This window comes from Neorhizobium sp. SHOUNA12A, from assembly GCF_023006505.1.
Lineage (GTDB): Bacteria > Pseudomonadota > Alphaproteobacteria > Rhizobiales > Rhizobiaceae > Neorhizobium.
The window spans coordinates 1-21,947 of record NZ_JALBGV010000060.1 but is presented as its reverse complement, the minus strand read 5'-3'; the positions used below and the strand labels follow the sequence as shown (position 1 = coordinate 21,947).

At 63.0% G+C, this 21,947-nt stretch carries 18 protein-coding genes; 16 read left to right on the top strand and 2 right to left on the bottom strand.

Annotation, left to right across the window (positions count from 1 at the left end; all coding sequences use genetic code 11):
• Positions 1-4 precede the first annotated feature (4 nt).
• From murD to ligA, 14 genes are all read left to right on the top strand, one after another.
• Positions 5-1,402, top strand: a complete 1,398-nt coding sequence (murD, locus tag MOV63_RS22785) for a UDP-N-acetylmuramoyl-L-alanine--D-glutamate ligase (RefSeq protein ID WP_247037100.1) — start codon at positions 5-7, stop codon at positions 1,400-1,402.
• 25 nt (positions 1,403-1,427) lie between these two features.
• The gene (ftsW, locus tag MOV63_RS22780; protein WP_038543537.1) at positions 1,428-2,582 is read left to right on the top strand and encodes a putative lipid II flippase FtsW; all 1,155 of its coding nucleotides are present in this window, start codon (positions 1,428-1,430) and stop codon (positions 2,580-2,582) included.
• A gap of 7 nt (positions 2,583-2,589) precedes the next feature.
• A complete protein-coding gene (murG, locus tag MOV63_RS22775; protein ID WP_247037097.1) occupies positions 2,590-3,714 on the top strand; it encodes an undecaprenyldiphospho-muramoylpentapeptide beta-N-acetylglucosaminyltransferase in 1,125 nt (374 codons plus the stop codon).
• Positions 3,711-5,120 carry a UDP-N-acetylmuramate--L-alanine ligase gene (gene murC, locus MOV63_RS22770; protein ID WP_247037095.1) on the top strand — a complete coding sequence of 470 codons (1,410 nt, stop codon included), beginning with the start codon at positions 3,711-3,713 and terminating at the stop codon, positions 5,118-5,120. The genes murG and murC overlap by 4 nt, the downstream gene beginning before the upstream one ends.
• A gap of 3 nt (positions 5,121-5,123) precedes the next feature.
• Positions 5,124-6,098, top strand: a complete 975-nt coding sequence (gene murB, locus MOV63_RS22765; RefSeq protein WP_247037092.1) for a UDP-N-acetylmuramate dehydrogenase — start codon at positions 5,124-5,126, stop codon at positions 6,096-6,098.
• Between the two features lie 238 nt (positions 6,099-6,336).
• Positions 6,337-7,038: an aquaporin Z gene (gene aqpZ, locus MOV63_RS22760; protein ID WP_038543530.1), complete on the top strand. Its 702-nt coding sequence runs from the start codon at positions 6,337-6,339 to the stop codon at positions 7,036-7,038.
• Between the two features lie 349 nt (positions 7,039-7,387).
• Positions 7,388-8,314, top strand: a complete 927-nt coding sequence (locus tag MOV63_RS22755) for a D-alanine--D-alanine ligase (protein ID WP_046599767.1) — start codon at positions 7,388-7,390, stop codon at positions 8,312-8,314.
• Positions 8,302-9,234, top strand: coding sequence for a cell division protein FtsQ/DivIB (locus MOV63_RS22750; protein WP_038543527.1), 933 nt, complete (start codon positions 8,302-8,304; stop codon positions 9,232-9,234). Before MOV63_RS22755 ends, MOV63_RS22750 begins: the two co-directional genes overlap by 13 nt.
• Positions 9,231-10,562 carry a cell division protein FtsA gene (gene ftsA / locus MOV63_RS22745; protein WP_038543524.1) on the top strand — a complete coding sequence of 444 codons (1,332 nt, stop codon included), beginning with the start codon at positions 9,231-9,233 and terminating at the stop codon, positions 10,560-10,562. Before MOV63_RS22750 ends, ftsA begins: the two co-directional genes overlap by 4 nt.
• Positions 10,563-10,649: 87 nt before the next feature.
• Positions 10,650-12,407, top strand: coding sequence for a cell division protein FtsZ (gene ftsZ / locus MOV63_RS22740; protein ID WP_247037090.1), 1,758 nt, complete (start codon positions 10,650-10,652; stop codon positions 12,405-12,407).
• 256 nt (positions 12,408-12,663) lie between these two features.
• Entirely contained in the window at positions 12,664-13,620 is a 957-nt protein-coding gene (gene lpxC / locus MOV63_RS22735; protein ID WP_038587576.1) for a UDP-3-O-acyl-N-acetylglucosamine deacetylase, read from the top strand.
• 239 nt (positions 13,621-13,859) lie between these two features.
• Positions 13,860-14,702, top strand: a complete 843-nt coding sequence (locus MOV63_RS22730; protein ID WP_405029370.1) for an outer membrane protein assembly factor BamD — start codon at positions 13,860-13,862, stop codon at positions 14,700-14,702.
• A 10-nt stretch (positions 14,703-14,712) separates the two neighbouring features.
• Positions 14,713-16,386, top strand: a complete 1,674-nt coding sequence (gene recN / locus MOV63_RS22725; RefSeq protein ID WP_247037087.1) for a DNA repair protein RecN — start codon at positions 14,713-14,715, stop codon at positions 16,384-16,386.
• A gap of 89 nt (positions 16,387-16,475) precedes the next feature.
• Positions 16,476-18,632: an NAD-dependent DNA ligase LigA gene (ligA, locus tag MOV63_RS22720; protein WP_247037082.1), complete on the top strand. Its 2,157-nt coding sequence runs from the start codon at positions 16,476-16,478 to the stop codon at positions 18,630-18,632.
• A 23-nt stretch (positions 18,633-18,655) separates the two neighbouring features.
• On the opposite strand, the gene MOV63_RS22715 is transcribed toward ligA, so the two are convergent.
• Positions 18,656-19,189 (bottom strand): GNAT family N-acetyltransferase, encoded by a 534-nt coding sequence (locus MOV63_RS22715; RefSeq protein ID WP_247037130.1) that lies wholly within the window; start codon positions 19,187-19,189, stop codon positions 18,656-18,658.
• A gap of 281 nt (positions 19,190-19,470) precedes the next feature.
• Between MOV63_RS22715 and MOV63_RS22710 the strand changes: the two genes are divergently transcribed.
• Entirely contained in the window at positions 19,471-20,061 is a 591-nt protein-coding gene (locus tag MOV63_RS22710) for a 3'-5' exonuclease (RefSeq protein WP_247037080.1), read from the top strand.
• Positions 20,062-20,210: 149 nt separating this feature from the next.
• Positions 20,211-20,651, top strand: coding sequence for a CreA family protein (locus MOV63_RS22705; RefSeq protein ID WP_247037128.1), 441 nt, complete (start codon positions 20,211-20,213; stop codon positions 20,649-20,651).
• 23 nt (positions 20,652-20,674) lie between these two features.
• On the opposite strand, the gene MOV63_RS22700 is transcribed toward MOV63_RS22705, so the two are convergent.
• Positions 20,675-21,947 (bottom strand): FAD-binding dehydrogenase (locus MOV63_RS22700; protein WP_247037078.1); only part of this gene is annotated, 1,273 nt, incomplete at its 5' end.

Below are 21,947 nucleotides of genomic sequence, written 5' to 3'. Positions count from 1 at the left end.
GGCGATGATCGCGGTCACCACATTCAGGGACAAGCCGGTCGCGCTGTTCGGGCTTGGCGGCTCCGGATTGGCCACGGCCAAAGCCCTGGTCGCCGGCGGCGCCAAGGTCATCGCCTGGGACGACAATCCCGACAGCGTCGCCAAGGCGACGGCCGAGGGGATTTCGACCGCCGACCTGCGCGGCATCGACTGGTCTGTCCAGGCCGCCTTCGTGCTGTCGCCGGGTGTGCCGCTAACCCATCCGAAACCCCATTGGAGCGTCGACCTTGCGCGCGCCGCCGGCGTCGAGATCATCGGCGATGTCGAGCTTTTCGTGCGCGAGCGCCGGGCGCATGCGCCAGATTGCCCGTTCATCGCGATTACCGGCACCAACGGCAAATCGACGACCACGGCGCTGATCGCTCATATCCTGAGATCAAGCGGCCGCGACACCCAGCTCGGCGGCAATATCGGCACTGCGATCCTGACGCTCGATCCGCCGAAGTCCGAGCGCTATTTCGTCGTCGAATGCTCGTCCTACCAGATCGATCTGGCGCCGACGCTCAACCCCACGGCCGGCATCCTGCTCAACCTGACGCCCGATCATCTCGATCGCCACGGCACCATGCAGCATTACGCCGACGTCAAGGAACGGCTGGTCGCCGGCAGCCGGACCGCCGTGATCGGCGTCGACGATTCGTTCTGCGCCCTCATCGCCGACCGCGTCGGACGGGCCAGTGTCGCGGTGCGCCGGATTTCCAAGCGGGTCGTCGTTGCCGATGGCCTCTATGCCGAAGGCAGCCGGATCATCGAGGCGCATGGCGGCGCGACGTCGCTGCTCGTCGATCTCGACGGCATCCAGACGCTCAAGGGCAGCCACAACGCCCAGAACGCGGCGGCGGCCATCGCAGCCTGCCTGGCGGTCGGCGTATCGAAGGACGAGATCCGCGCGGGGCTGAGATCCTTCCCGGGCCTGAAGCACCGGATGCAGCCGGTCGGGCGCCGAACCCAGGTGGTGTTCGTCAACGATTCGAAGGCGACCAATGCGGATGCGGCAGCGCCCGCGCTCTCCAGCTACGACCGGATCTACTGGATTGCCGGCGGCCTGCCGAAGGAGGGCGGCATAGTCAGCCTCGCTCCACTCTTCCCGCGTATCGTCAAGGCCTATCTGATCGGAGAAGCCGCGCCGGCATTCGCGGCGACACTCGGCGAGGCGGTGCCCTACGAAATTTCGGGCACGCTCGAAAAGGCGGTCGCGCATGCCGCAGCGGATGCAGGAGCCGACACGACACCGTCCGCGGTGATGCTGTCGCCGGCCTGCGCCAGCTTCGATCAGTTCAAGAATTTCGAGGTTCGCGGCGATGCCTTTGTCGGCCATGTCGCAAGCCTCGACGGCGTCACGATGTTGGTCGATTTAGATTGATCGAGACGGAAAAGGGGAACGACAGATGGTAAGCCGCGCAGACCGTGGGCCGCTCGCAGACTGGTTCTGGACGATCGACCGTTTCTTCCTCGTCGCCTTCGTATTGCTGATGGGCGTCGGTTTCATGCTCTCCTTCGCGGCATCGCCGGCGGTGGCCGAGCGTATCGGCCTCAACAGCTTCCACTTCGTCGAACGTCACGCGCTGTTCCTGCTGCCGTCGCTGGTGGTGATGATCGGTCTATCCTTCCTGACGCCGCGGCAGGTGCGCCGCACTGCCATCGTCCTTTTGATCATCGCGCTGGCACTGATGGTGCTGGCGCTGTTCTTCGGCGTCGAGGTCAAGGGATCGCGGCGCTGGATCGGCGTCGGCATGTTCTCGATCCAACCGTCGGAATTCATGAAGCCGGCCTTCGTGGTCGTCTGCGCCTGGCTGTTCGCCGAACACGCACGGCAGCCGGAAATCCCAGGCAACCTCTTCGCCATCATTTTGTTCGGCATCGTCGCAGCGCTGCTCGTCGCTCAGCCCGACCTTGGCCAGACAATTCTGACGAGCGTTGTCTGGGGAGGGATGTTCTTCATGGCCGGCATGCCCTGGCTGTGGATCGTCATGCTCGGCGGCGTGGGTGCCGGTGGCATCGTCACCGCCTATTACATGCTGCCGCACGTCACCGCCCGTTTCGACAAGTTCCTGACCGGCGAGGGCGACCGTTTTCAGATCGAGACGGCGCACGAAGCGATCCTGCAGGGTGGTTGGTTCGGACAGGGGCCGGGCGAGGGCATCGTCAAGCGCATCCTGCCGGACAGCCACACGGACTTCGTGTTCTCCGTTGCAGCGGAAGAATTCGGCATTATCTTCTGTATGGCACTGGTGGCGATCTTCGCCTTCATCGTGCTGCGCGGCCTGAACCACGCCTTCAAGGAGCGCAATGACTTCAACCGGTTTGCGGTCGCTGGCCTCGTGCTGCAGATCGGCATGCAGTCGCTCATCAATATCGGCGTCAATCTCGAACTCATGCCGGCCAAGGGCATGACGCTCCCCTTGATCTCCTATGGCGGCTCCTCGATGATCGCGATCTGCATCACTGCAGGCTTCATCCTGGCGCTGACCCGCCATCGTCCGGAGAAGCGAGCGCAGGAGCGGAGCCTGTTCCGGGTCGCCCAGGGCGTACCCGCGGAGTAAAAGTCCAATGACCAAGGGCATCATATTGCTAGCCGCCGGGGGAACCGGCGGTCATGTGTTTCCGGCAGAAGCGCTGGGACACGAACTGAAGGCGCGCGGTTATTCCGTGCATCTCGTCACCGACAGCCGGGCCGAGCGCTACGCTGGCACGTTTCCGGCCGACGAAATCCATGTCGTTCCGTCCGCCACGTTCGGATCCAAGAACCCGATCGCGCTTGCCCGCACCGGCTGGAAGCTGTGGACGGGCCTGCGGGCCGCCCGCCGCCTGATCGGCCGCCTGAAGCCGCTCGCCGTCGTCGGTTTCGGCGGCTACCCGACCGTGCCGCCGCTGATGGCCTCGACCGCCATGGGCGTGCCGACGATGATCCATGAACAGAACGCCGTGATGGGCCGCGCCAACAAGGCGCTGGCCGCCAAGGTCCAGGCGATCGCCGGCGGTTTCCTGCCGGAGGGCAGTGGTCCCTATGCGGACAAGACCGTCACGACGGGCAATCCGGTGCGTCCGGCCGTGCTTGCGGCCTCCAATATTCCCTATGTCGCATCCCGTGGCGACGATCCATTCCGGCTGGTCGTCTTCGGCGGCAGCCAGGGCGCGCAGTTCTTCTCCTCGGCCGTGCCGACGGCGCTCAGCCTGCTCGACCAGTCCGAGCGTGACCGCGTCGTCGTTACCCAGCAGGCGCGTCCGGAAGACAAGGATCGGGTCAGTTCCTGCTTTGCCAAGCTGAAGGCTCCCGCCGATATCTCGTCCTTCTTTTCGGACATGGCCGAACGGCTGGCGGCGGCGCATCTGGTCATCTGCCGCTCCGGTGCCTCGACAGTCTCGGAAATCGCGGTGATCGGCCGGCCGGCCATTCTCGTGCCTTACCCGCATGCTCTGGATCACGACCAGGCAGCCAATGCCGAGGCGCTGGTGGCGACCGGCGGCGCAAAGGTTGTGCAGCAGTCGGATCTGTCGCCGGAAAAGCTTGCCGCGATCATTTCGGGTGCGATGAAGGATCCGGATAAGCTCGAAAGAATGGCAGCGGCTGCCAAGTCCGCCGGACGGCCGAATGCAACCGGCAAGCTTGCGGATCTGGTCGTGGCGATCGCGGAGCGGAAATCGATTTCGGAATTTAAGGGAGTGCGTGCATGAAGATGCCGAAGGCCATAGGGCTCGTTCATTTCATCGGCATCGGCGGTATCGGCATGAGCGGTATCGCCGAGGTGCTGCATAATCTTGGCCACAAGGTCCAGGGATCCGACCAGGCCGACGGCGCCAATGTCCAGCGCCTGCGCGACAAGGGCATTCCGGTCTTCGTCGGCCACCAGGCCGAGAATATCGGCGATTCCGAGGTGGTCGTCGTCTCGACCGCGATCAAGAAGAACAATCCGGAACTGATGGCCGCGCGCGAAAAATCGCTGCCGATCGTCCGCCGCGCCGAAATGCTCGCCGAGCTGATGCGCTTCCGCAACGCGATCGCCATCGGCGGCACGCATGGCAAGACGACCACGACCTCGATGGTCGCGGCGCTGCTAGAGGCCGGTAATCTCGATCCGACCGTCATCAACGGCGGCATCATCAACGCCTACGGCACCAATGCCCGCATGGGCGAGGGCGAGTGGATGGTGGTCGAGGCCGACGAATCGGACGGCACCTTCCTGAAACTGCCCGCCGACGTCGCCGTCGTCACCAATATCGATCCCGAACATCTCGACCATTACGGCAATTTCGACGCCGTTCGTGCCGCCTTCCGGCAGTTCGTCGAAAACGTGCCGTTCTATGGGTTCGGCGTGCTCTGCCTCGACCATCCGGAAGTGCAGGCTCTGGTCAGTCGCATCGAGGATCGCAAGATCGTCACCTATGGCGAAAACCCGCAGGCGGATGCGCGTTTCTCGAATGTGCGGATGGAAGGCACCAAATCGATCTTCGACGTGGAAATTCGCCGCCGCCGCACCGGCCGGGTATTCCAGTTCAAGGACCTGGCGCTGCCGATGCCCGGACGCCACAACATTTCCAATGCCACCGCCGCGATCGCGGTCGCCAACCGGCTCGGCATTTCGGAAGAGGATATCCGCAAGGGGCTCGCCAATTTCAGCGGCGTCAAGCGGCGCTTCACGCTGACCGGTACCTGGAACGGCGTTTCGATCTTCGACGACTACGGTCACCATCCGGTGGAGATCAAGGCGGTGCTTCGCGCCGCCCGCGAATCGTGCCAGGGCCGCATCATCGCGGTGCACCAGCCGCATCGTTATACGCGTCTGTCGAGCTTGTTCGAGGATTTCGCCAATTGCTTCAACGATGCCGATAGCATCATACTGGCGCCAGTCTACGCCGCCGGCGAAGAAGCGATCGACGGGGCCAATTCGGAAGCGCTGGTTTCCCGCATCCGTTCGGGCGGCCATCGCGACGCTAGATACATGGCATCGCCGACGGAACTCGCTTCGATTGTGTCGGGCATTGCGAAACCGGGTGATTTCGTGGTTCTTCTGGGGGCGGGCAATATCACACAGTGGGCTGCGGCATTGCCGAAGGAACTGGAAAGCATATCGGGACAGTAGGAAATGAAACAGGTGAACGGGGAAAAGCTTCTGGCGTCGTTGGGGGATGACGTCAACAAACTGCGCGGAAGGCTGACGCCGGATGCGCCGATGGATCGCGTCACCTGGTTCCAGGCCGGCGGCCTCGCCGAACTGATGTTCCAGCCCCATGACGTCGACGACCTCGTGACTTTCCTGCAGATCCTGCCGGAAGAAGTGCCGCTGACGGTAGTCGGCGTCGGTTCGAACCTGCTCGTCCGCGACGGAGGCATTCCAGGCGTCGTTCTGCGCCTCTCGGCCAAGGGGTTCGGCGGGGTCGATCTCGTCGGCGACAACCGTATCAAGGCCGGTGCGATCTGCCCCGACAAGCACATTGCCGCGATGGCGATGGACAACGGCATCGGCGGTTTCGCCTTCTATTACGGCATCCCCGGCTCGATCGGCGGAGCCCTGCGCATGAATGCCGGCGCGAATGGCGGCGAGACGGCCGGGCGCGTCATCGAGGTGCATGCCGTCGACCGCAAGGGTGGCACGCATGTCTTCTCGACTGCCGAGATGGGCTACAGCTATCGCCATTCCTCGGTTCCGGCGGACATGATCTTTACCCACGCGGTCTTCGAAGGATATCCCGAGGAGCGGGCAAAGATCCGCGCCGAGATGGATGCCGTGCGTCAGCATCGCGAGACGGTGCAGCCGATCAAGGAAAAGACCGGCGGTTCGACCTTCAAGAACCCGGAAGGCCATTCCGCCTGGAAGCTGATCGACGAGGCAGGCTGCCGCGGGTTGGTCAGCGGCGGCGCGCAGATGTCGTCGCTGCATTGCAATTTCATGATCAATATCGGCTACGCCAGCGGTTACGACCTCGAATATCTCGGTGAGACCATCCGCCAGCGAGTTTTCGAACATTCCAGCATTAAGCTCGAATGGGAAATCAAGCGCCTCGGCATCTTCATGCCAGGCCGCGAGGTGAGGCCGTTCCAGGGCATGACAAGCGAATAACGGGATTCGGCCAGGGTGAGGCGAATGCCTCCCGTGGCGAGTTATCTTGTAAATTTAAAGCGTTGCAGCGGTCATCTCGTGTTTTGATTCCGTTGGATAGCGCCGGTGCAACCTTGGATGTTTCACGAGTTGCTTATTCATTGAGCATTCATGAGAATATATTGCATAATATCCTTGTTTGAATGAGAGTCGCGCCTGGACCGGCAGGGTGCCGGGGGCACGAGCAGGGGGATATCCAATGTTCAAAAAATTAGCGGCCGAGTTTTTCGGCACTTTCTGGCTTGTCTTCGGTGGATGCGGCAGCGCGGTTCTGGCGGCTGCATTTCCGGATCTCGGTATCGGCTTCGTCGGCGTTGCGCTCGCATTCGGCCTGACGGTGCTGACCATGGCTTACGCGGTCGGCGGTATTTCCGGCGGGCACTTCAATCCGGCGGTATCGGTGGGACTGACGGTGGCGGGCAGGTTCCCGGCATCAAGCCTGCTGCCTTATGTCATCGCTCAGGTGGTAGGGGCGGTCGTTGCAGCCCTGGTTCTCTATCTCATCGCTTCCGGCAAGGCTGGTTTCCAGCTCGGCGGCTTTGCGTCCAACGGCTATGGCGAGCATTCGCCCGGCGGTTATTCGTTGACCGCGGCGCTGTTGATAGAGCTGGTTCTCACCGGTTTCTTCATCTTCATCATTCTCGGCGCGACCGGGCCGAAGGCGCCGGCAGGCTTTGCTCCGATCGCAATCGGCCTTGCGCTGACGCTGATCCATCTGATCTCGATCCCGGTCACCAACACATCCGTCAACCCGGCCCGTTCGACCGGCGTGGCGCTGATCGTCGGGGACTGGGCTCTCGGGCAGCTTTGGCTCTTCTGGGTTGCACCGATCGTGGGCGCCGTCCTGGGCGCGCTGGCCTGGAAGCTGGTGGACGATTCGGAAGCGCGGGTCGCGGCCTGATCTGAAGAAAAACGGCGCATTCCGCCGAGATGAAAAAGCCCGCAAAGCTGACCGCTTCGCGGGCTTTTCCGTGGCGCAGACCTCAAGAATCGCCTGTCGATTCGAGCGACTTGGCGGTCATTTCAGCGCCGTTCCGAATGTTGCCGCAAACTGCGCGTTAACATTCCGGGATTCGATTTTTCCTTTGTTTTCATGCTTTTGGCTACCCGGGTTAATCAAGGTAAACGGTTTGTTAACTATATTCGGGCACTAATGCAGGCATGCCTAACGTCCGGCGGGAATCGTCAGAGAGCAGGTTGGCGCAAGCGCCGTACTTTTGAATTGTAGTCCTTTTTGGCTGGAGTGATTGATGAGCGACAAGCACGTGGCTGTTTTGATGGGAGGATTTTCCTCCGAGCGGCCTGTCAGCCTGTCCTCGGGCACTGCCTGTGCTGATGCTCTCGAAGGCGAAGGCTACCGCGTCACCCGCGTCGATGTCGGCCGGGATGTGGCGGCCGTCCTCTCGGAGCTTCGGCCGGACGTCGCCTTCAACGCTTTGCATGGGCCTTTCGGCGAGGACGGGACGATCCAGGGCATTCTCGAATATCTCGAAATTCCCTATACTCATTCCGGCGTGCTCGCGTCTGCGCTCGCCATGGACAAGCATCAGGCTAAGCATGTTGCCAAGGCGTCCGGCATTCCGGTCGCCGAAGCCAAGGCGATGAGCCGGTTCGATATCGGTAATGCTCATCCGATGAAGCCGCCTTACGTGGTGAAGCCGGTCCGCGAGGGGTCGTCCTTCGGTGTCGTGATCGTCCAGGAGAATCAGTCGCATCCGCCGCAGGTTATCGGCTCGTCCGAGTGGCGCTACGGTGATCGGGTTCTGGTCGAGCGGTATGTCTATGGCCGCGAGCTCACCTGCGGCGTGATGGGCGATGTGGCGCTTGGGGTTACCGAAGTGGTGCCGCTTAGCCACGCCTTTTACGATTACGACGCGAAATATGCGGAGGGTGGTTCGAAACACGTTATTCCGGCGCAGATTTCACCGAATATTTACCAAAAGATTCAAACACTGGCGCTCAAGGCGCATCAGGCGATGGGCTGCCGTGGCGTTAGTCGCTCCGACTTTCGCTACGACGACCGCTTCTCCGAGAACGGCGAGGTCATCTGGCTGGAAATCAATACGCAGCCGGGCATGACCCCGACATCCTTGGTGCCCGAAATGGCCGGCCATGCCGGCCACTCATTTGGTGAACTCGTCCGTTGGATGGTGGAGGACGCTACGTGTTTGCGTTGATCGGCAGAAAGGCGGGTGGACCGCGCGGCCGTTCTCAGGCTCTTTATCTCGGTGCCGAGGAGCGCCGGGTTCTTCCTCGTCCGCTGCGCCGGGTTTTCCGTTTCTGCGTAAGCCTCGCCACCGGCCGCATCCATATCCCGCCTCATACCGGAACCGTTTCGGCTGCCGGCTTCTTCGCTGCGATCGGTCTCTACGGCATGTCGCTCGGCGGTCACGGCCAGGCTGTCGCACAGGCGACCACGGCGGCTGTCGGCTTTGCGATCGAAGACGTTCGCGTATCTGGCAATGACCAGACCTCCGAAATCGACATCCTGCAGCTTCTCGGGCTCGACGGCACCACGTCACTCGTCGCTCTCGATATCGATTCGGCCCGCCGCAAGCTCTCGGCGCTTCCCTGGGTCCAGTATGCGGAAGTCCGCAAGATCTACCCGAGGACGATCGAGGTGATGCTGAAAGAGCGTCAGGCCTTCGGGATCTGGCAACACGGTTCCGAACTCTCCCTGATCGAAAAGAACGGCAGCGTGATTGCGCCGCTTCGCGACAACAAGTTCGCTTCCCTGCCGCTCTTCGTCGGCCGCGATGCAGAGGCGGCTGCGGCCTCTTTCGAGGACGCCCTGTCGGGCTGGCCGGAGCTGAAGAACCGGGTGAAAGCCTATGTCCGCATCGCCGGCCGCCGCTGGGATCTGCATCTCGACAACGGCATCGTGCTGAAGCTGCCCGAAGGCAATGTCGCCAAGGCGCTCGCCATGCTCGCCAAGCTCGAAAAGGATCAGGGTGTGCTGGAGCGTGACGTCGCCGCCGTCGATCTTCGGCTTGAGGATCGCACCACTGTTCAGCTCACTCCTGGCGCTCTGGATCGCCGCAGGGAAGCGCTCGACGCACGATCAAAGGCCCTGAAGAAACTGGGAGAGCAGTCTTGAGCGTATTCGGTTCCTCCCATTTCGGCCTGCCGCGCATGAAGCCGCTGTCTTCCAAGCGCAGCCATGTCGTTTCGGTCTTGGATATCGGCTCCACCAAGGTGGTCTGCATGATCGCCCGGCTGACGCCGCGCCAGGAAAGCCAGGTTCTGCCGGGCCGCACCCACAATATCGAGATCATCGGCATCGGCCACCAGCGCTCGCGCGGTGTGAAGTCCGGCGTGATCGGTGATCTCGACGCAGCCGAGAGCGTCGTCCGTCTGGCGGTCGACGCCGCCGAGCGTATGGCCGGGCTTACCGTCGATAGTCTGATCGTCAATGTGTCCGCCGGCCGCATCACCAGCGACGTCTATACCGCGACGATCGATCTCGGCGGCCAGGAAGTGGAAGAGGCTGATCTCAAGAAGGTTCTTATCGCGGCAAGCCAGCAGTCGCTGCGCCAGGACCGCGCCATCCTGCATTCACTGCCCACCGGCTTCTCGCTCGACGGCGAGCGCGGTATCCGCGATCCGCTGGCGATGTTCGGCGATACGCTCGGCGTCGATATGCATGTGGTCGCAGCCGAACGCGCCACGCTGAAGAACCTCGAACTCTGCGTCAACCGCGCCCACCTCTCGGTCGAGGGCATGGTGGCGACGCCCTATGCCAGCGGCCTCGCGGCCCTCGTCGACGACGAAGTCGAACTCGGTTGCGCGGCGATCGACATGGGCGGCGGCACGACGACGATCTCGGTTTTCGCCGAAGGCAAGCTCGTCCATACGGACGCGATCAGCCTTGGCGGCCATCACGTGACGACAGACCTTGCCCGCGGGCTTTCCACCCGTATCGAGGATGCGGAGCGGATGAAGGTCGTGCACGGTTCGGCGCTTGCCAACGGGTCCGACGAACGCGACGTGATCTCCGTCCCGCCGATCGGCGAGGACGACCGCGACCAGCCGACGCAGGTGCCGCGCTCGCTGGTCACCCGCATCGTGCAGGCCCGTATCGAAGAGACGCTCGAACTCATCCGCGACCGCATCCAGAAGTCGGGTTTCAGCCCGATCGTCGGCAAGCGCGTCGTGCTGACCGGCGGTGCCAGCCAGCTCACCGGCCTTTCGGAAACGGCGCGCCGGATCCTTGCGCGCAACGTCCGGATCGGCCGCCCGATGGGCGTCTCCGGTCTGCCGACGGCAGCCAAGGGACCGGCGTTTTCGACGGCGGTCGGCCTGATGATCTATCCGCAGGTCGCGGACTTGGAAACACACGCTACGCAGAGCGGCCTGATGGCCTCGCTGGGAAGCGGCAATGGCCGGCTGGCCCGCGTCGGTCAGTGGTTGAAGGAAAGTTTTTGATGTGAGGGGTTCGCCCACCCGCATCGGAGCAAAGTTGTAATGAATTGGCCGGCGGCGATGCGGCCAGAAAAAGAAGGAACTGGTGCAATGACCATCAAGCTGCAAAAGCCTGATATCACCGAGTTGAAGCCTCGGATTACCGTGTTTGGCGTCGGTGGCGGCGGCGGTAACGCCGTCAACAACATGATCACCGCCGGCCTCGAGGGCGTCGACTTCGTCGTCGCCAATACCGATGCCCAGGCGCTGACCATGACCAAGGCCGAGCGTATCATCCAGATGGGTGCTCGGGTCACTGAAGGTCTCGGCGCCGGTTCGCAGCCGGAAGTCGGCCGCGCCGCCGCGGAAGAATGCCTCGACGAGATCGTCGATCACCTGCACGGCACACACATGTGCTTTGTCACCGCCGGCATGGGCGGCGGCACCGGCACGGGTGCAGCCCCGGTCGTCGCACAGGCAGCCCGCTCCAAGGGCATCCTGACGGTTGGCGTCGTCACCAAGCCGTTCCACTTCGAAGGCCAGCGCCGCATGCGCCTTGCCGAGATGGGTATCCAGGAACTGCAGAAGTCGGTCGACACGCTGATCGTCATTCCGAACCAGAACCTCTTCCGCATCGCCAACGACAAGACGACCTTTGCCGACGCATTCGCGATGGCCGACCAGGTTCTCTATTCGGGCGTCGCCTGCATTACCGACCTGATGGTCAAGGAAGGCCTGATCAACCTCGACTTCGCCGACGTCCGCTCGGTGATGCGCGAGATGGGCCGCGCGATGATGGGCACCGGCGAAGCATCCGGCCCGGGCCGCGCCATGCAGGCCGCCGAAGCCGCGATCGCCAACCCGCTGCTCGACGAGACCTCGATGAAGGGCGCTCAGGGCCTGCTCATCTCGATCACTGGTGGTCGCGACCTGACGCTGTTCGAAGTCGACGAAGCCGCGACCCGCATCCGCGAAGAAGTCGATCCGGATGCCAACATCATCCTCGGCGCGACCTTCGACGAAGCGCTCGAAGGCCTGATCCGCGTATCGGTCGTGGCGACCGGCATCGATCGTGCCGCCGGCTCGGTCGACATTCGCGCCGCCGAGATGCGCGCCGCTGCAAAACCGATCATCCGTCCGTCTGCCGCCATCGCTCCGGCTCCGGTTGCCGCCCAGCCGGCTCCGGTCATGCAGGCCGCTCCGGCTCCGAGGCCGGCTGTCGACCCGATCGCCGAAACGATCCGCATGGCGGAAGCCGAGATGGAACGGGAACTGGCGATCGCAGAACCGCAGCACCAGTATACGGCTCCGGCACCCCAGCAGGTCGCTCCGCAGCCGGTCATGCAGCAGCAGGAAGAGTTCCGTCCGCAGAGCCGCATCTTCGGTGCTGCGCCGGTCGAAGCACCGGCCCCGGTTCACCAGCACGTACAGCCGCAGCCTGCTCCGATGATGGGCCAGCCCGCTCCTCGCCCGGCGCAGCCGGTCTATCGCGAGCCGATGGCGCCTTCGATGTCGCAGGTGGTGCAGCCGGTTCGCATGCCGAAGGTCGAGGATTTTCCGCCGGTCGTGAAGGCCGAGATGGATCACCGCGCCCAGCCGGTGAGCCATGTGCAGGAAGAACGCGGCCCGATGGGTCTTCTGAAGCGGATCACCAACTCGCTTGGTCGCCGCGAAGAGGAAGAGCCTGCTCACGTCGAGCCGGCCGCACCGACTCCGGCCCCGCAGCAGCGTCGTCCGCTGTCGGCGGAAGCAAGCCTCTATGCGCCGCGCCGCGGCAATCTCGACGATCATGGACGTGCAGTTCCGCAGGCCCATCACGAGGAAGACCAGCTCGAAATTCCGGCCTTCCTGCGCCGTCAATCGAACTGAGTTAAAGACGGTCACGAAACGTGAAGAAGGCCCGGATCACGCATCCGGGCCTTCAGGCGTTTTATCAATCAGGACGCAGAGTTAACAACGTAACAATCCGAAATGAACAGTGATTTGGATTGTGCCAAACGGCTGCGTATGAAAGACGCTAAGGGACGCCAAAAGAGATCGACCGATTCAGGCGATCGGTCCGGCTGGCGCTAAAGAATATCGGATCCTTCTGCTTTACGGATCCGGCGACAAGAAGGCAGCAGGAATGACTATCGGACTGTTCGGTTTCCAGACCACCATCGCCTCCCCGGTAACACTGAAGGGGATTGGCGTTCATTCCGGAGCCCCTGTCAGCCTTACTTTTCAACCGGCCGAAGCTGGTACCGGCGTGATCTTCACGCGCCTTCTGGACGATGGCAGCTCGGTTGAATATCGCGCCGTTTCCTCGCAGGTCGGCAATACCGATCTCTGCACCGTTCTCGGCACTTCGCTTTCCCGCGCCGTCGCGACGATCGAACACGTGATGGCCGCGCTCTACGCGCTCGGTGTCGACAATATCATGGTCGAAGTCGATAGCGGCGAAATGCCGATCATGGACGGCAGCTCCTATCCTTTCATCGAAGCGATCGAACAGGTCGGCATCGTCAATCTTGGCATCAAGCGCCGTTATATCCGCGTCCTGAAGCCGGTCCGCATCGACTCCGGCGCTTGCTGGTCGGAATTCCGGCCCTATGACGGCACACGCTTCGAGGTGGAGATCGACTTCTCGTCGCCGCTGATCGGCCGCCAGAGCTGGAAAGGCGACCTGACCGCCGAGACCTTCAAGCAGGAACTCTCCCGCGCCCGCACCTTCGGCTTCATGCGCGACGTGGAGCGTCTCTGGGCTGCAGGCTACGCACTCGGTTCCTCGCTCGAAAATTCGGTCGTCATCTCCGACGACGACACGATCGTCAATGTGGAGGGCCTTCGTTACAAGGATGAATTCGTCCGCCACAAGACGCTCGATGCCGTCGGCGACCTAGCGCTTGCCGGCGCCCAGTTCATCGGCTGCTACCGGTCCTACCGCGGCGGCCACAAGATGAATGCCAACGCGTTGAAGGCGCTGATGAGCGATCCGACGGCTTATGAGGTCGTCGAGGCTCCGTCGTCGCGTGCGGCCCGAGTACGGGCACGGGAGTTCGTACCGGTCAACGTGCCGGAACTGACATCCTGGTTCGCCTGAGTAAATTGATCCAGTCGACTCGGCCGCTTCCCCGGAAGCGGCCTTTTCTTTTGGGAGACATGTTTCGATTTAACCTTGAAATGCCGTATTGCGGCGGCGTGCCACAAAAATGCATTAATGCCACAGCATTGCGTTGCTCTCCCTTTGCTTTTATGGCTAGAACGGCCTGCTTGGGCAGCGGGCTTTTCAGGCGCGGGACGATCAGGAATTCTCGAATGAACCATGTAAGGTCTGTTGGAATGCGTAAGACGGCAAGAGTAGCGCTTGTGTCGCTGGTGCTGGCCGGCGCCGGCTTTGGCATGACCGCCTGCCAGTCGGATCCCGATATCGACATCACCAAGCTCGGTCTCGAAACGGATGCGCCAGAGACGCTCTACAACCAGGGTCTCGCCAACATGAAGGCCGGCAACCTTGCCGAAGCGGGCCGCAAGTTCGATTCGATTGACCGCCAGAATCCCTTCACCGAATGGGGCCGCAAGGCGCTCGTCATGAGCACATTCACCAAGTACCGGCTCGGCCGCAACGACGAGGCGGTCGCCACCGGCAACCGCTACATGAACCAGTATCCGCAATCGCAGGATTCGGCCTATGTCCAGTATCTCGTCGGCCTCGCTTACTCCAAGCAGATCGCCGACGTGACCCAGGACCAGCGCGCCGCGGTGCGCACCATCGATGCGATGAACAAGGTCGTGACCAATTATCCGACCTCGGAATATGTCGAGGATGCGCAGGCGAAGATCCGCTTTGCGCGCGACCAGCTCGCCGGCAAGGAAATGCAGATCGGCCGCTATTATCTGGAGCGCAAGGAATATCTTGCCGCGATCCAGCGCTTCCGCAACGTGGTCGAGCAGTACCCCAACACCAATCAGGTGGAAGAGGCGCTGGCACGCCTGACCGAGGCCTACTATGCGATGGGCATCACGGAAGAGGCGCAGACCGCTGCCGCTGTCCTCGGGCGCAATTATCCCGACAGCCAGTGGTATGCCGATTCCTTCAAGCTGCTGAAGGGCAACGGCGTCGAACCGCGCGAGAATCGCGGTTCGTGGATTTCCCGCGCCGGGGCCAAGCTGATCGGCGCTTAAGGTCTGAGACATGCTGATCCAGTTATCGATCCGCGATATCGTTCTGATCGAGCGGCTGGATCTTGCCTTCGAGACCGGCCTTTCGGTGCTTACCGGCGAAACCGGCGCCGGCAAATCGATTCTTCTCGACAGTCTTTCGCTGGCGCTCGGCGGCCGCGGTGACGGCGACCTGGTGCGTCATGGCGAGGACAAGGGCCAGGTGACGGCCGTCTTCGACGTGTCCGGCAGCCACGGCGCCCGAAAACTTCTGCGCGACAACGGCATCGACGACGACGGCGACCTGATCTTCCGTCGCATCCAGTCGGCCGACGGGCGCACCCGTGCTTCCATCAACGACCAGCCGGTCAGCGTGCAGCTGATGCGCCAGGCCGGCCAGCTTCTGGTCGAGATCCATGGACAGCACGACGACCGGGCGCTGATCGATACTGACGCCCACCGCACCCTGCTCGACGCCTTCACGGGCCTCGGCGACGAGGTGCTGCAGCTTTCCGGCCTTTATCGCTCGTGGAAGGACGCGGATCGGGCCTTCAAGACCCATCGCGCCAAGGTCGAGGCCGCGGCCCGCGAAGCCGATTATATCCGCGCCTCGGTGGAGGAGCTCGAAGCGCTCTCGCCGCGTGACGGCGAGGAGGACGAGCTCGCCGAGCAGCGCTCGCGAATGCAGAAGTCCGAACGCATCGCCGGCGACATTTCCGAAGCTTCCGAATTCCTCAATGGCAATGCCTCGCCCGTGCCGCTGATCGCCTCGCTGGTGCGGCGCCTGGAGCGCAAGAGCCATGAGGCGCCGGGCCTGCTTGAAGAAACCGTCGAGCTTCTCGACCAGGCGCTCAACTACCTCTCCAATGCCCAGATGGAAGTCGAGGCGGCGCTGAGGCGCACCGAATTCGATCCGCGCGAACTGGAGCGGGTCGAGGAGCGGCTGTTTGCGCTCCGGGCCGCCGGCCGCAAATATTCGATCCCGGTCGCCGACCTGCCGGCGCTTGCCGAAAAGATGATATCGGACCTTACCGATCTCGATGCCGGTGAGGAGAAGCTCGCCGAGCTGGAAAAGCTGACCGCCGCTGCCAAGGCCGCCTACGATCAGGCCGCCGCCATCCTGTCCGAGAAGCGCCGGCATGGTGCCGAGGCGCTGGCCGAAGCCGTGATGGCCGAGCTGCCGGCGCTGAAGCTCGAGCGCGCCCGTTTCATGGTCGATGTGGCGAGCGATCCCGAGGCGGCGAGCGCCGAAGGCATCGATACGGTCGAGTTCCACGTTCAAACCAATCCCGGCACGCGCCCCGGCCCGATCATGAAGGTCGCTTCGGGCGGTGAGCTGTCGCGTTTCCTCCTGGCGCTCAAGGTGGCGCTCGCCGACCGAGGCTCGGCTCCGACGCTGGTCTTCGACGAAATCGATACCGGTGTCGGCGGTGCCGTCGCCGATGCGATCGGCCAGCGGCTGAAACGGCTGTCGGACAAGGTGCAGGTGCTTTCCGTCACCCACGCGCCGCAGGTGGCCGCACGCGCCGCAACGCATCTGCTGATCTCCAAGGGACCCGCCGGCGAGGGCACCGACAAGATCGCCACCCGCGTCGCCACCATGGAGCCGGAACACCGCACGGAAGAGATCGCCCGCATGCTCGCCGGCGCATCGGTAACCGACGAGGCGAGGGCGGCGGCCAAGCGCCTGCTGGCGGGCAACGGCTAGGCTCATCCGCCTAGACCCTCCATCCGCTCTTCCCATCGGTAAATTTTGCGCTACAAAACGACTCCTCGCTACCCGAGGAGTAGACCCGCATGCCCGCCGAACAGACGCCCGTCGAAAACCTGACCGAAGAACAGGCCGCAGCCGAACTGGCCTATCTGGCGGCGGAGATTGCCCGCAATGACGAGCTTTATCACGGCCACGACGCGCCGCAGATTTCGGATGCGGATTACGACGCGCTGAAACGGCGCAACGATGCGATCGAGAAGCGGTTCCCGCAGCTTATCCGCGCCGACAGCCCGTCGATCCGGGTCGGCGCGGCACCCTTGCCGACGTTTGCGGCGATCACCCATTCGCGGCCGATGCTGTCGCTCGACAACACCTTCTCGGACGATGACGTTCGCGACTTCGTCTCTTCCGTCTACCGTTTCCTCGGCCAGCTGCCGGACGGCTCGATCGCGTTTACCGCCGAGCCGAAGATCGACGGGCTTTCCATGTCGATCCGTTACGAGAATGGCCGGCTGGTGAATGCCGCGACGCGCGGCGACGGTACGACCGGCGAGAACGTCACCGAGAACATCAAGACCATCAAGGAAATCCCCAATCGCCTGCCCGCGGGCGCGCCCGATGTCGTCGAGGTGCGCGGCGAGGTTTATATGACGAAAAGCGACTTCCTGGCACTTAACGAGAAGATGGCGGCGGAAGGCAGGCAGACCTATGTCAACCCGCGCAACACGGCGGCCGGGTCACTGCGCCAGCTCGACGCCAAGGTGACCGCCAGCCGCAACCTGAAATTCTTCGCCTATGCCTGGGGCGAGATGTCCGAAATGCCAGCCGACACCCAGATGGGCATGGTCGAAAAGTTCAGGGAATGGGGCTTTCCGGTCAACCCGCTGATGAAACGCCTGCACGCGGTCGAGGACATCATCGCCCATTACAAGGATATCGGCCTCAAGCGCCCGGATCTCGACTACGAGATCGATGGCGTCGTCTACAAGGTGGACAGGCTCGATCTGCAGGCCCGGCTCGGCTTTCGCTCGCGGTCTCCGCGCTGGGCGACGGCGCATAAATTCCCGGCCGAACAGGCGTTTACGCATGTTGAGCGCATCGACATCCAGGTCGGACGCACAGGCGCGCTGACGCCGGTCGCGCGGCTGACGCCGGTCACCGTCGGCGGCGTGGTAGTCACCAATGCGACGCTCCACAACGAGGACTATATCAAGGGCTTGGGCAATTCCGGCGAGCCGATCCGCGAGCCCGACCACGATATCCGCGTCGGCGACACCGTCATCGTCCAGCGGGCAGGGGATGTCATCCCGCAAGTGCTCGACGTGGTGATGGAGAAGCGTCCTCCGGAAGCGGTGCCTTACGAATTCCCGAAGCGCTGCCCGGTCTGCGACAGTCATGCGGTGCGTGAGCGCAATGAAAAGACCGGCAAGCTCGATTCGGTCACCCGCTGCACCGGCGGTTTCGTCTGCCGGGCGCAAGCGACCGAGCACCTCAAACACTTCGTGTCGCGCAATGCCTTCGATATCGAAGGTCTCGGCTCGAAGCAGATCGATTTCTTCTTCGAGGCCGAAGACGACGCGCTGAAGATCCGCACCGCGCCGGATATTTTTACGCTGAAGCGGCGGCAGGAGGGATCGACGCTTACCAAGCTCGAAAATATCGAGGGCTTCGGCAAGGTCAGCGTCAAGAAGCTGTTTGACGCGATCGACGAGCGGCGCGAGATAGCGCTGCACCGCTTCATCTACGCGCTCGGTATCCGCCACGTGGGCGAGACCACCGCCAAGCTGCTCGCGCGCGCCTACGGCACCTACGAGGCGTTTGCGAAGGCCATGGACGACGCCGCCGACCTTTCCGGCGACGCCTGGGACGACCTCAACAATATCGAGGGCATCGGCGAGGTGATGGCGCGCGCCATCGTCGAGTTCTTCAAGGAGCCGCGCAATGTCGAGGTCATCACCCGGCTTCGCGAAGAGGTGACGCCACAGGCCGCCGAACAACCGGTCGCCTCGAACAGCCCGATCGCCGGCAAGACGGTGGTCTTCACCGGCTCGCTGGAGAAATTCACCCGCGACGAGGCCAAGGCGAGGGCTGAAAGCCTTGGCGCGAAGGTGGCCGGGTCGGTCTCCAAGAAGACCGACTATGTGGTCGCAGGTCCTGGCGCCGGCTCCAAGCTCGACAAGGCGAGGGAACTCGGCGTCCAGGTGATGGATGAGGACGAATGGCTCGCCTTTATTGCGTGAAGGCCTTCATACGGTGATGAAGGTCACACCCTGAGCCGCGCCATCGAATAGGCATCGACATATCGTCCTTCGCGGAAGGCGAATTGCTTGAAATGGCCTTCCATCTCGAAGCCGAATTTCCGGTAGAGCGCGATGGCTGCCTCGTTGTCGGTGTAGACGGTCAGTTCGAGCCGGCGGATGTCCAGCCAGTCGTCTGCGACCTGCACCATCTCGCCGAGCAAGGCGCGGCCCACTCCGCGTCCGACAAAATCGTCGTGCACGCCCATGCCGAGGCCCGCCGCGTGGCTCCGACGGCCTTGAAATCGGTTGATGCCGCCGTTGCCGACGATCTGGCCCTCGTAGGTAGCCACCAGCGCGATGTTTCCAAGCGTCGGGTTCTCGACCCATTTGCGGGTCTCTTCCAAGCGTGCGTGCGGCAGACGCAGGGTTCCGTAGCGATAACCGGGCATGTTGGCCAACGCGTTGACGGCCTCGGCGTCCGTCGGGCGCATGGCACGGATCTCCAGGCCCTCCAGCCTCGACGGTCGGGGTGGTTTCTCCTGGATTTCTTCGGCTATCTTCATCTTGCTCTCCTTGGTCTTCGCCGAGGCAGAGCGGACGTACCGAACCCTGCCATCGGCAGGATTGGTGGACGGATGACCGGTTAACGCGCCAAGACCGCCACGCACCCTGCGGGGTGAATGGTCACGGTAAGATGCATGTGGGCGGCGAAACGGGTCATGGCGGCCAAGGTCTCAAACAAGCGCCAAGGCGTCAAGAGGGATGAAAGCGCCGGCCGTCTTTGCCGAATCGAATTCCCGCCTGTAGAAGTTCTCCGACATTCATCCGGAACTCGCCCTTGAAAACCATCGCCATCGATTTCGAAACCGCCAACGAGCAACGCGGCAGCGCCTGCTCGGTCGGGCTTGCCTGGCTGGAGGGCGACGAGGTGGTGCGGGTGGAAGAACGGCTGATCCGCCCGAAGGACATGCGGTTTTCCTCCTTCAACGTCGCCATCCACGGCATCCGGCCGGAACATGTCGAGGATGCTGGCGAGTTTCCGGAAGTGATGGACGAGTTCGCCGACGATTTTCGCGGCGCGACGATGATCGCCCACAATGCCGCCTTCGATTTCAGCGTCTGGCGGGCCTGCCTCGATGCCTACCGGCAGAGTTATCCGGACCTGTCCTATCTCTGCAGCGTGAAGATGTCGCAGAAGGTCTGGCCGCATCTCGGTTCTCACAAGCTCAACGTCCTTGCCCAGCATCTCGGCCTTCGGTTCGCGCATCACAATGCGGCCGAAGACGCGGCCGTCTGCGCGCGGGCGACGATCGCGATCGCCAAGTCTCTTGCCGTGCCGCATGTCCGCGACATTCCGGCTGCGATCGGCATGAAGGTCGGGCGGCTGTTTTCCGGCGGCTATGCACCCTGCACCTGCCGGCTGAAATAGGGACTTTTTTGGCGCTGCTTGTTTCCGCCCCGGCAATCCTTATCTCAGATCACGGATCGTTTACCGGAGCCGTGTCCCCCATGAAACAACCCATCAATCGAATTGGCTGCCTTGCGTCCGCCGTCGCTCTGTCGTTCGGGACGCTTGCCATGCCAGCTTCCGCCCAGGTGGTCGGCGAAGTCGGCGTCGACTGGACCGGCAACGACATCATCGTCGAGGCGGTCGCCGATCCGCAGATAAAGGGCGTAACCTGCCACGTCACCTATTTCGAACGCGGCATCATAGACCGGCTTAAGAACGGCAACTGGTTCGAAGACCCGTCCAACAATTCGATTGCCTGCCGCCAGACCGGTCCGATCGAGATCGGAGAGATCGACCTCGGCAAGGGCGGCGAGGAAGTGTTCCGGCAGGGCCGTTCCCTGATCTGGAAGAACCTGCTCGTCAAGCGTATCTACGACAAGGCGAACGACACGCTGATCTATCTCGCTCACTCGCGGCAGGTGGTGGACGGTTCCGCCAAGATGGCGATCTCGACCGTGCCGCTCTATAACCAGAACGTCGCCTGGAAGAACGGCAAGCCAAAACCGTAATCTTTTCAGGCCCGCGCTCCGGCTCAGCCGAGGGCTACCGCGGCCGCCCGGCCGGCATTGCGGCCGGAAAACAGGCAGCCGCCGAGAAAGGTGCCTTCCAGCGCCCGATAGCCGTGCATGCCACCACCGCCGAAGCCGGCGGCTTCGCCGACTGCATAGAGGCCCGGGATCACGTCTCCATTCTCACCGAGCACGCGGGCCGAGAGGTCCGTTTCGATCCCTCCGAGCGTCTTGCGGGTCAGGATGTTCAGCCTCACCGCTATCAACGGCCCGTGCGCCGGATCGAGAATGCGGTGCGGTCTTGCCGTGCGCACCAGCTTTTCGCCGAGCGAGCGGCGGGCGTTGTGAATGCCCATGATCTGGGCATCCTTGGCAAAGGGATTGGCCACCTGGCCGTCGCGGGCAAGGACTTCACGTTCGATAGCGGCAAGGTCGAGGAGATTACTGCCGGCAAGCCGGTTCATGCCCGCGACCAGTTCGCCAAGGCTCTCGGCGACCACGAAATCCTCGCCATGTTCCTTGAAGGCCTCGACCGGCCCGGTTGCCTTCCTGCCGATCGCCCGTCTCGCCGTCAGCTTCCAGTCGCGGCCGGTGAGATCCGGGTTCTGCTCCGATCCGGAGAGCGCGAATTCCTTGCGGATGATGCTCTGGTTCAGCACGAACCAGCTATAGTCGTAGCCGGTCGCCATGAGGTGCTGCAGCGTGCCGAGCGTATCGTAGCCGGGATAGAAAGGGGCAGGCAGGCGCCTGCCCATCGCGTCGAACCACAGCGAGGAGGGGCCGGGCAGGATACGGATGCCATGGTTTTGCCAGACCGGGTTCCAGTTTCTCAGGCCCTCCGTATAGTGCCACATGCGGTCGCGGTTGATTACCTGCCCGCCCGCGGACCGTGTAACGCCGATCATCCGCCCGTCCACGTGCTTCGGCACGCCCGAGACCATGAAAACCGGCGGCCGTCCGAGCCGTTCCGGCCACATCTGCCGCACGAGGTCCTGATTGCCGCCGATGCCGCCCGAAGCGACGATGACGATCGGCGCATTGAGTTCGAAGTCACCGGCCGGTGTCCTGGAGGTTTCTTCGCCACGCAGCGCCGTACTTGCCTTCAGAATTGTGCCGGCAACGCCGGTCACAGCCTTCCCGGCTTTCACCAGATTGTCGACGCGGTGGCGCCAGAGAAAGCTGATCCTGCCGCTCTTCTCCGCCTCGCGCGCCCGCCGTTCGAACGGTTCGACGACGCCGGGGCCGGTGCCCCAGGTGGTGTGGAACCGCGGCACGGAATTGCCGTGCGACGTCGCC

What these genes read in the sequence shown, in the direction of transcription:
- murD (WP_247037100.1), top strand. Translation starts at nt 5, where the DNA reads ATGATCGCGGTCACCACATTCAGGGACAAGCCGGTCGCGCTGTTCGGG.
- ftsW (WP_038543537.1), top strand. Translation starts at nt 1,428, where the DNA reads ATGGTAAGCCGCGCAGACCGTGGGCCGCTCGCAGACTGGTTCTGGACG.
- murG (WP_247037097.1), top strand. Translation starts at nt 2,590, where the DNA reads ATGACCAAGGGCATCATATTGCTAGCCGCCGGGGGAACCGGCGGTCAT.
- murC (WP_247037095.1), top strand. Translation starts at nt 3,711, where the DNA reads ATGAAGATGCCGAAGGCCATAGGGCTCGTTCATTTCATCGGCATCGGC.
- murB (WP_247037092.1), top strand. Translation starts at nt 5,124, where the DNA reads ATGAAACAGGTGAACGGGGAAAAGCTTCTGGCGTCGTTGGGGGATGAC.
- aqpZ (WP_038543530.1), top strand. Translation starts at nt 6,337, where the DNA reads ATGTTCAAAAAATTAGCGGCCGAGTTTTTCGGCACTTTCTGGCTTGTC.
- MOV63_RS22755 (WP_046599767.1), top strand. Translation starts at nt 7,388, where the DNA reads ATGAGCGACAAGCACGTGGCTGTTTTGATGGGAGGATTTTCCTCCGAG.
- ftsZ (WP_247037090.1), top strand. Translation starts at nt 10,650, where the DNA reads ATGACCATCAAGCTGCAAAAGCCTGATATCACCGAGTTGAAGCCTCGG.
- lpxC (WP_038587576.1), top strand. Translation starts at nt 12,664, where the DNA reads ATGACTATCGGACTGTTCGGTTTCCAGACCACCATCGCCTCCCCGGTA.
- MOV63_RS22730 (WP_405029370.1), top strand. Translation starts at nt 13,860, where the DNA reads ATGCGTAAGACGGCAAGAGTAGCGCTTGTGTCGCTGGTGCTGGCCGGC.
- recN (WP_247037087.1), top strand. Translation starts at nt 14,713, where the DNA reads ATGCTGATCCAGTTATCGATCCGCGATATCGTTCTGATCGAGCGGCTG.
- ligA (WP_247037082.1), top strand. Translation starts at nt 16,476, where the DNA reads ATGCCCGCCGAACAGACGCCCGTCGAAAACCTGACCGAAGAACAGGCC.
- MOV63_RS22705 (WP_247037128.1), top strand. Translation starts at nt 20,211, where the DNA reads ATGCCAGCTTCCGCCCAGGTGGTCGGCGAAGTCGGCGTCGACTGGACC.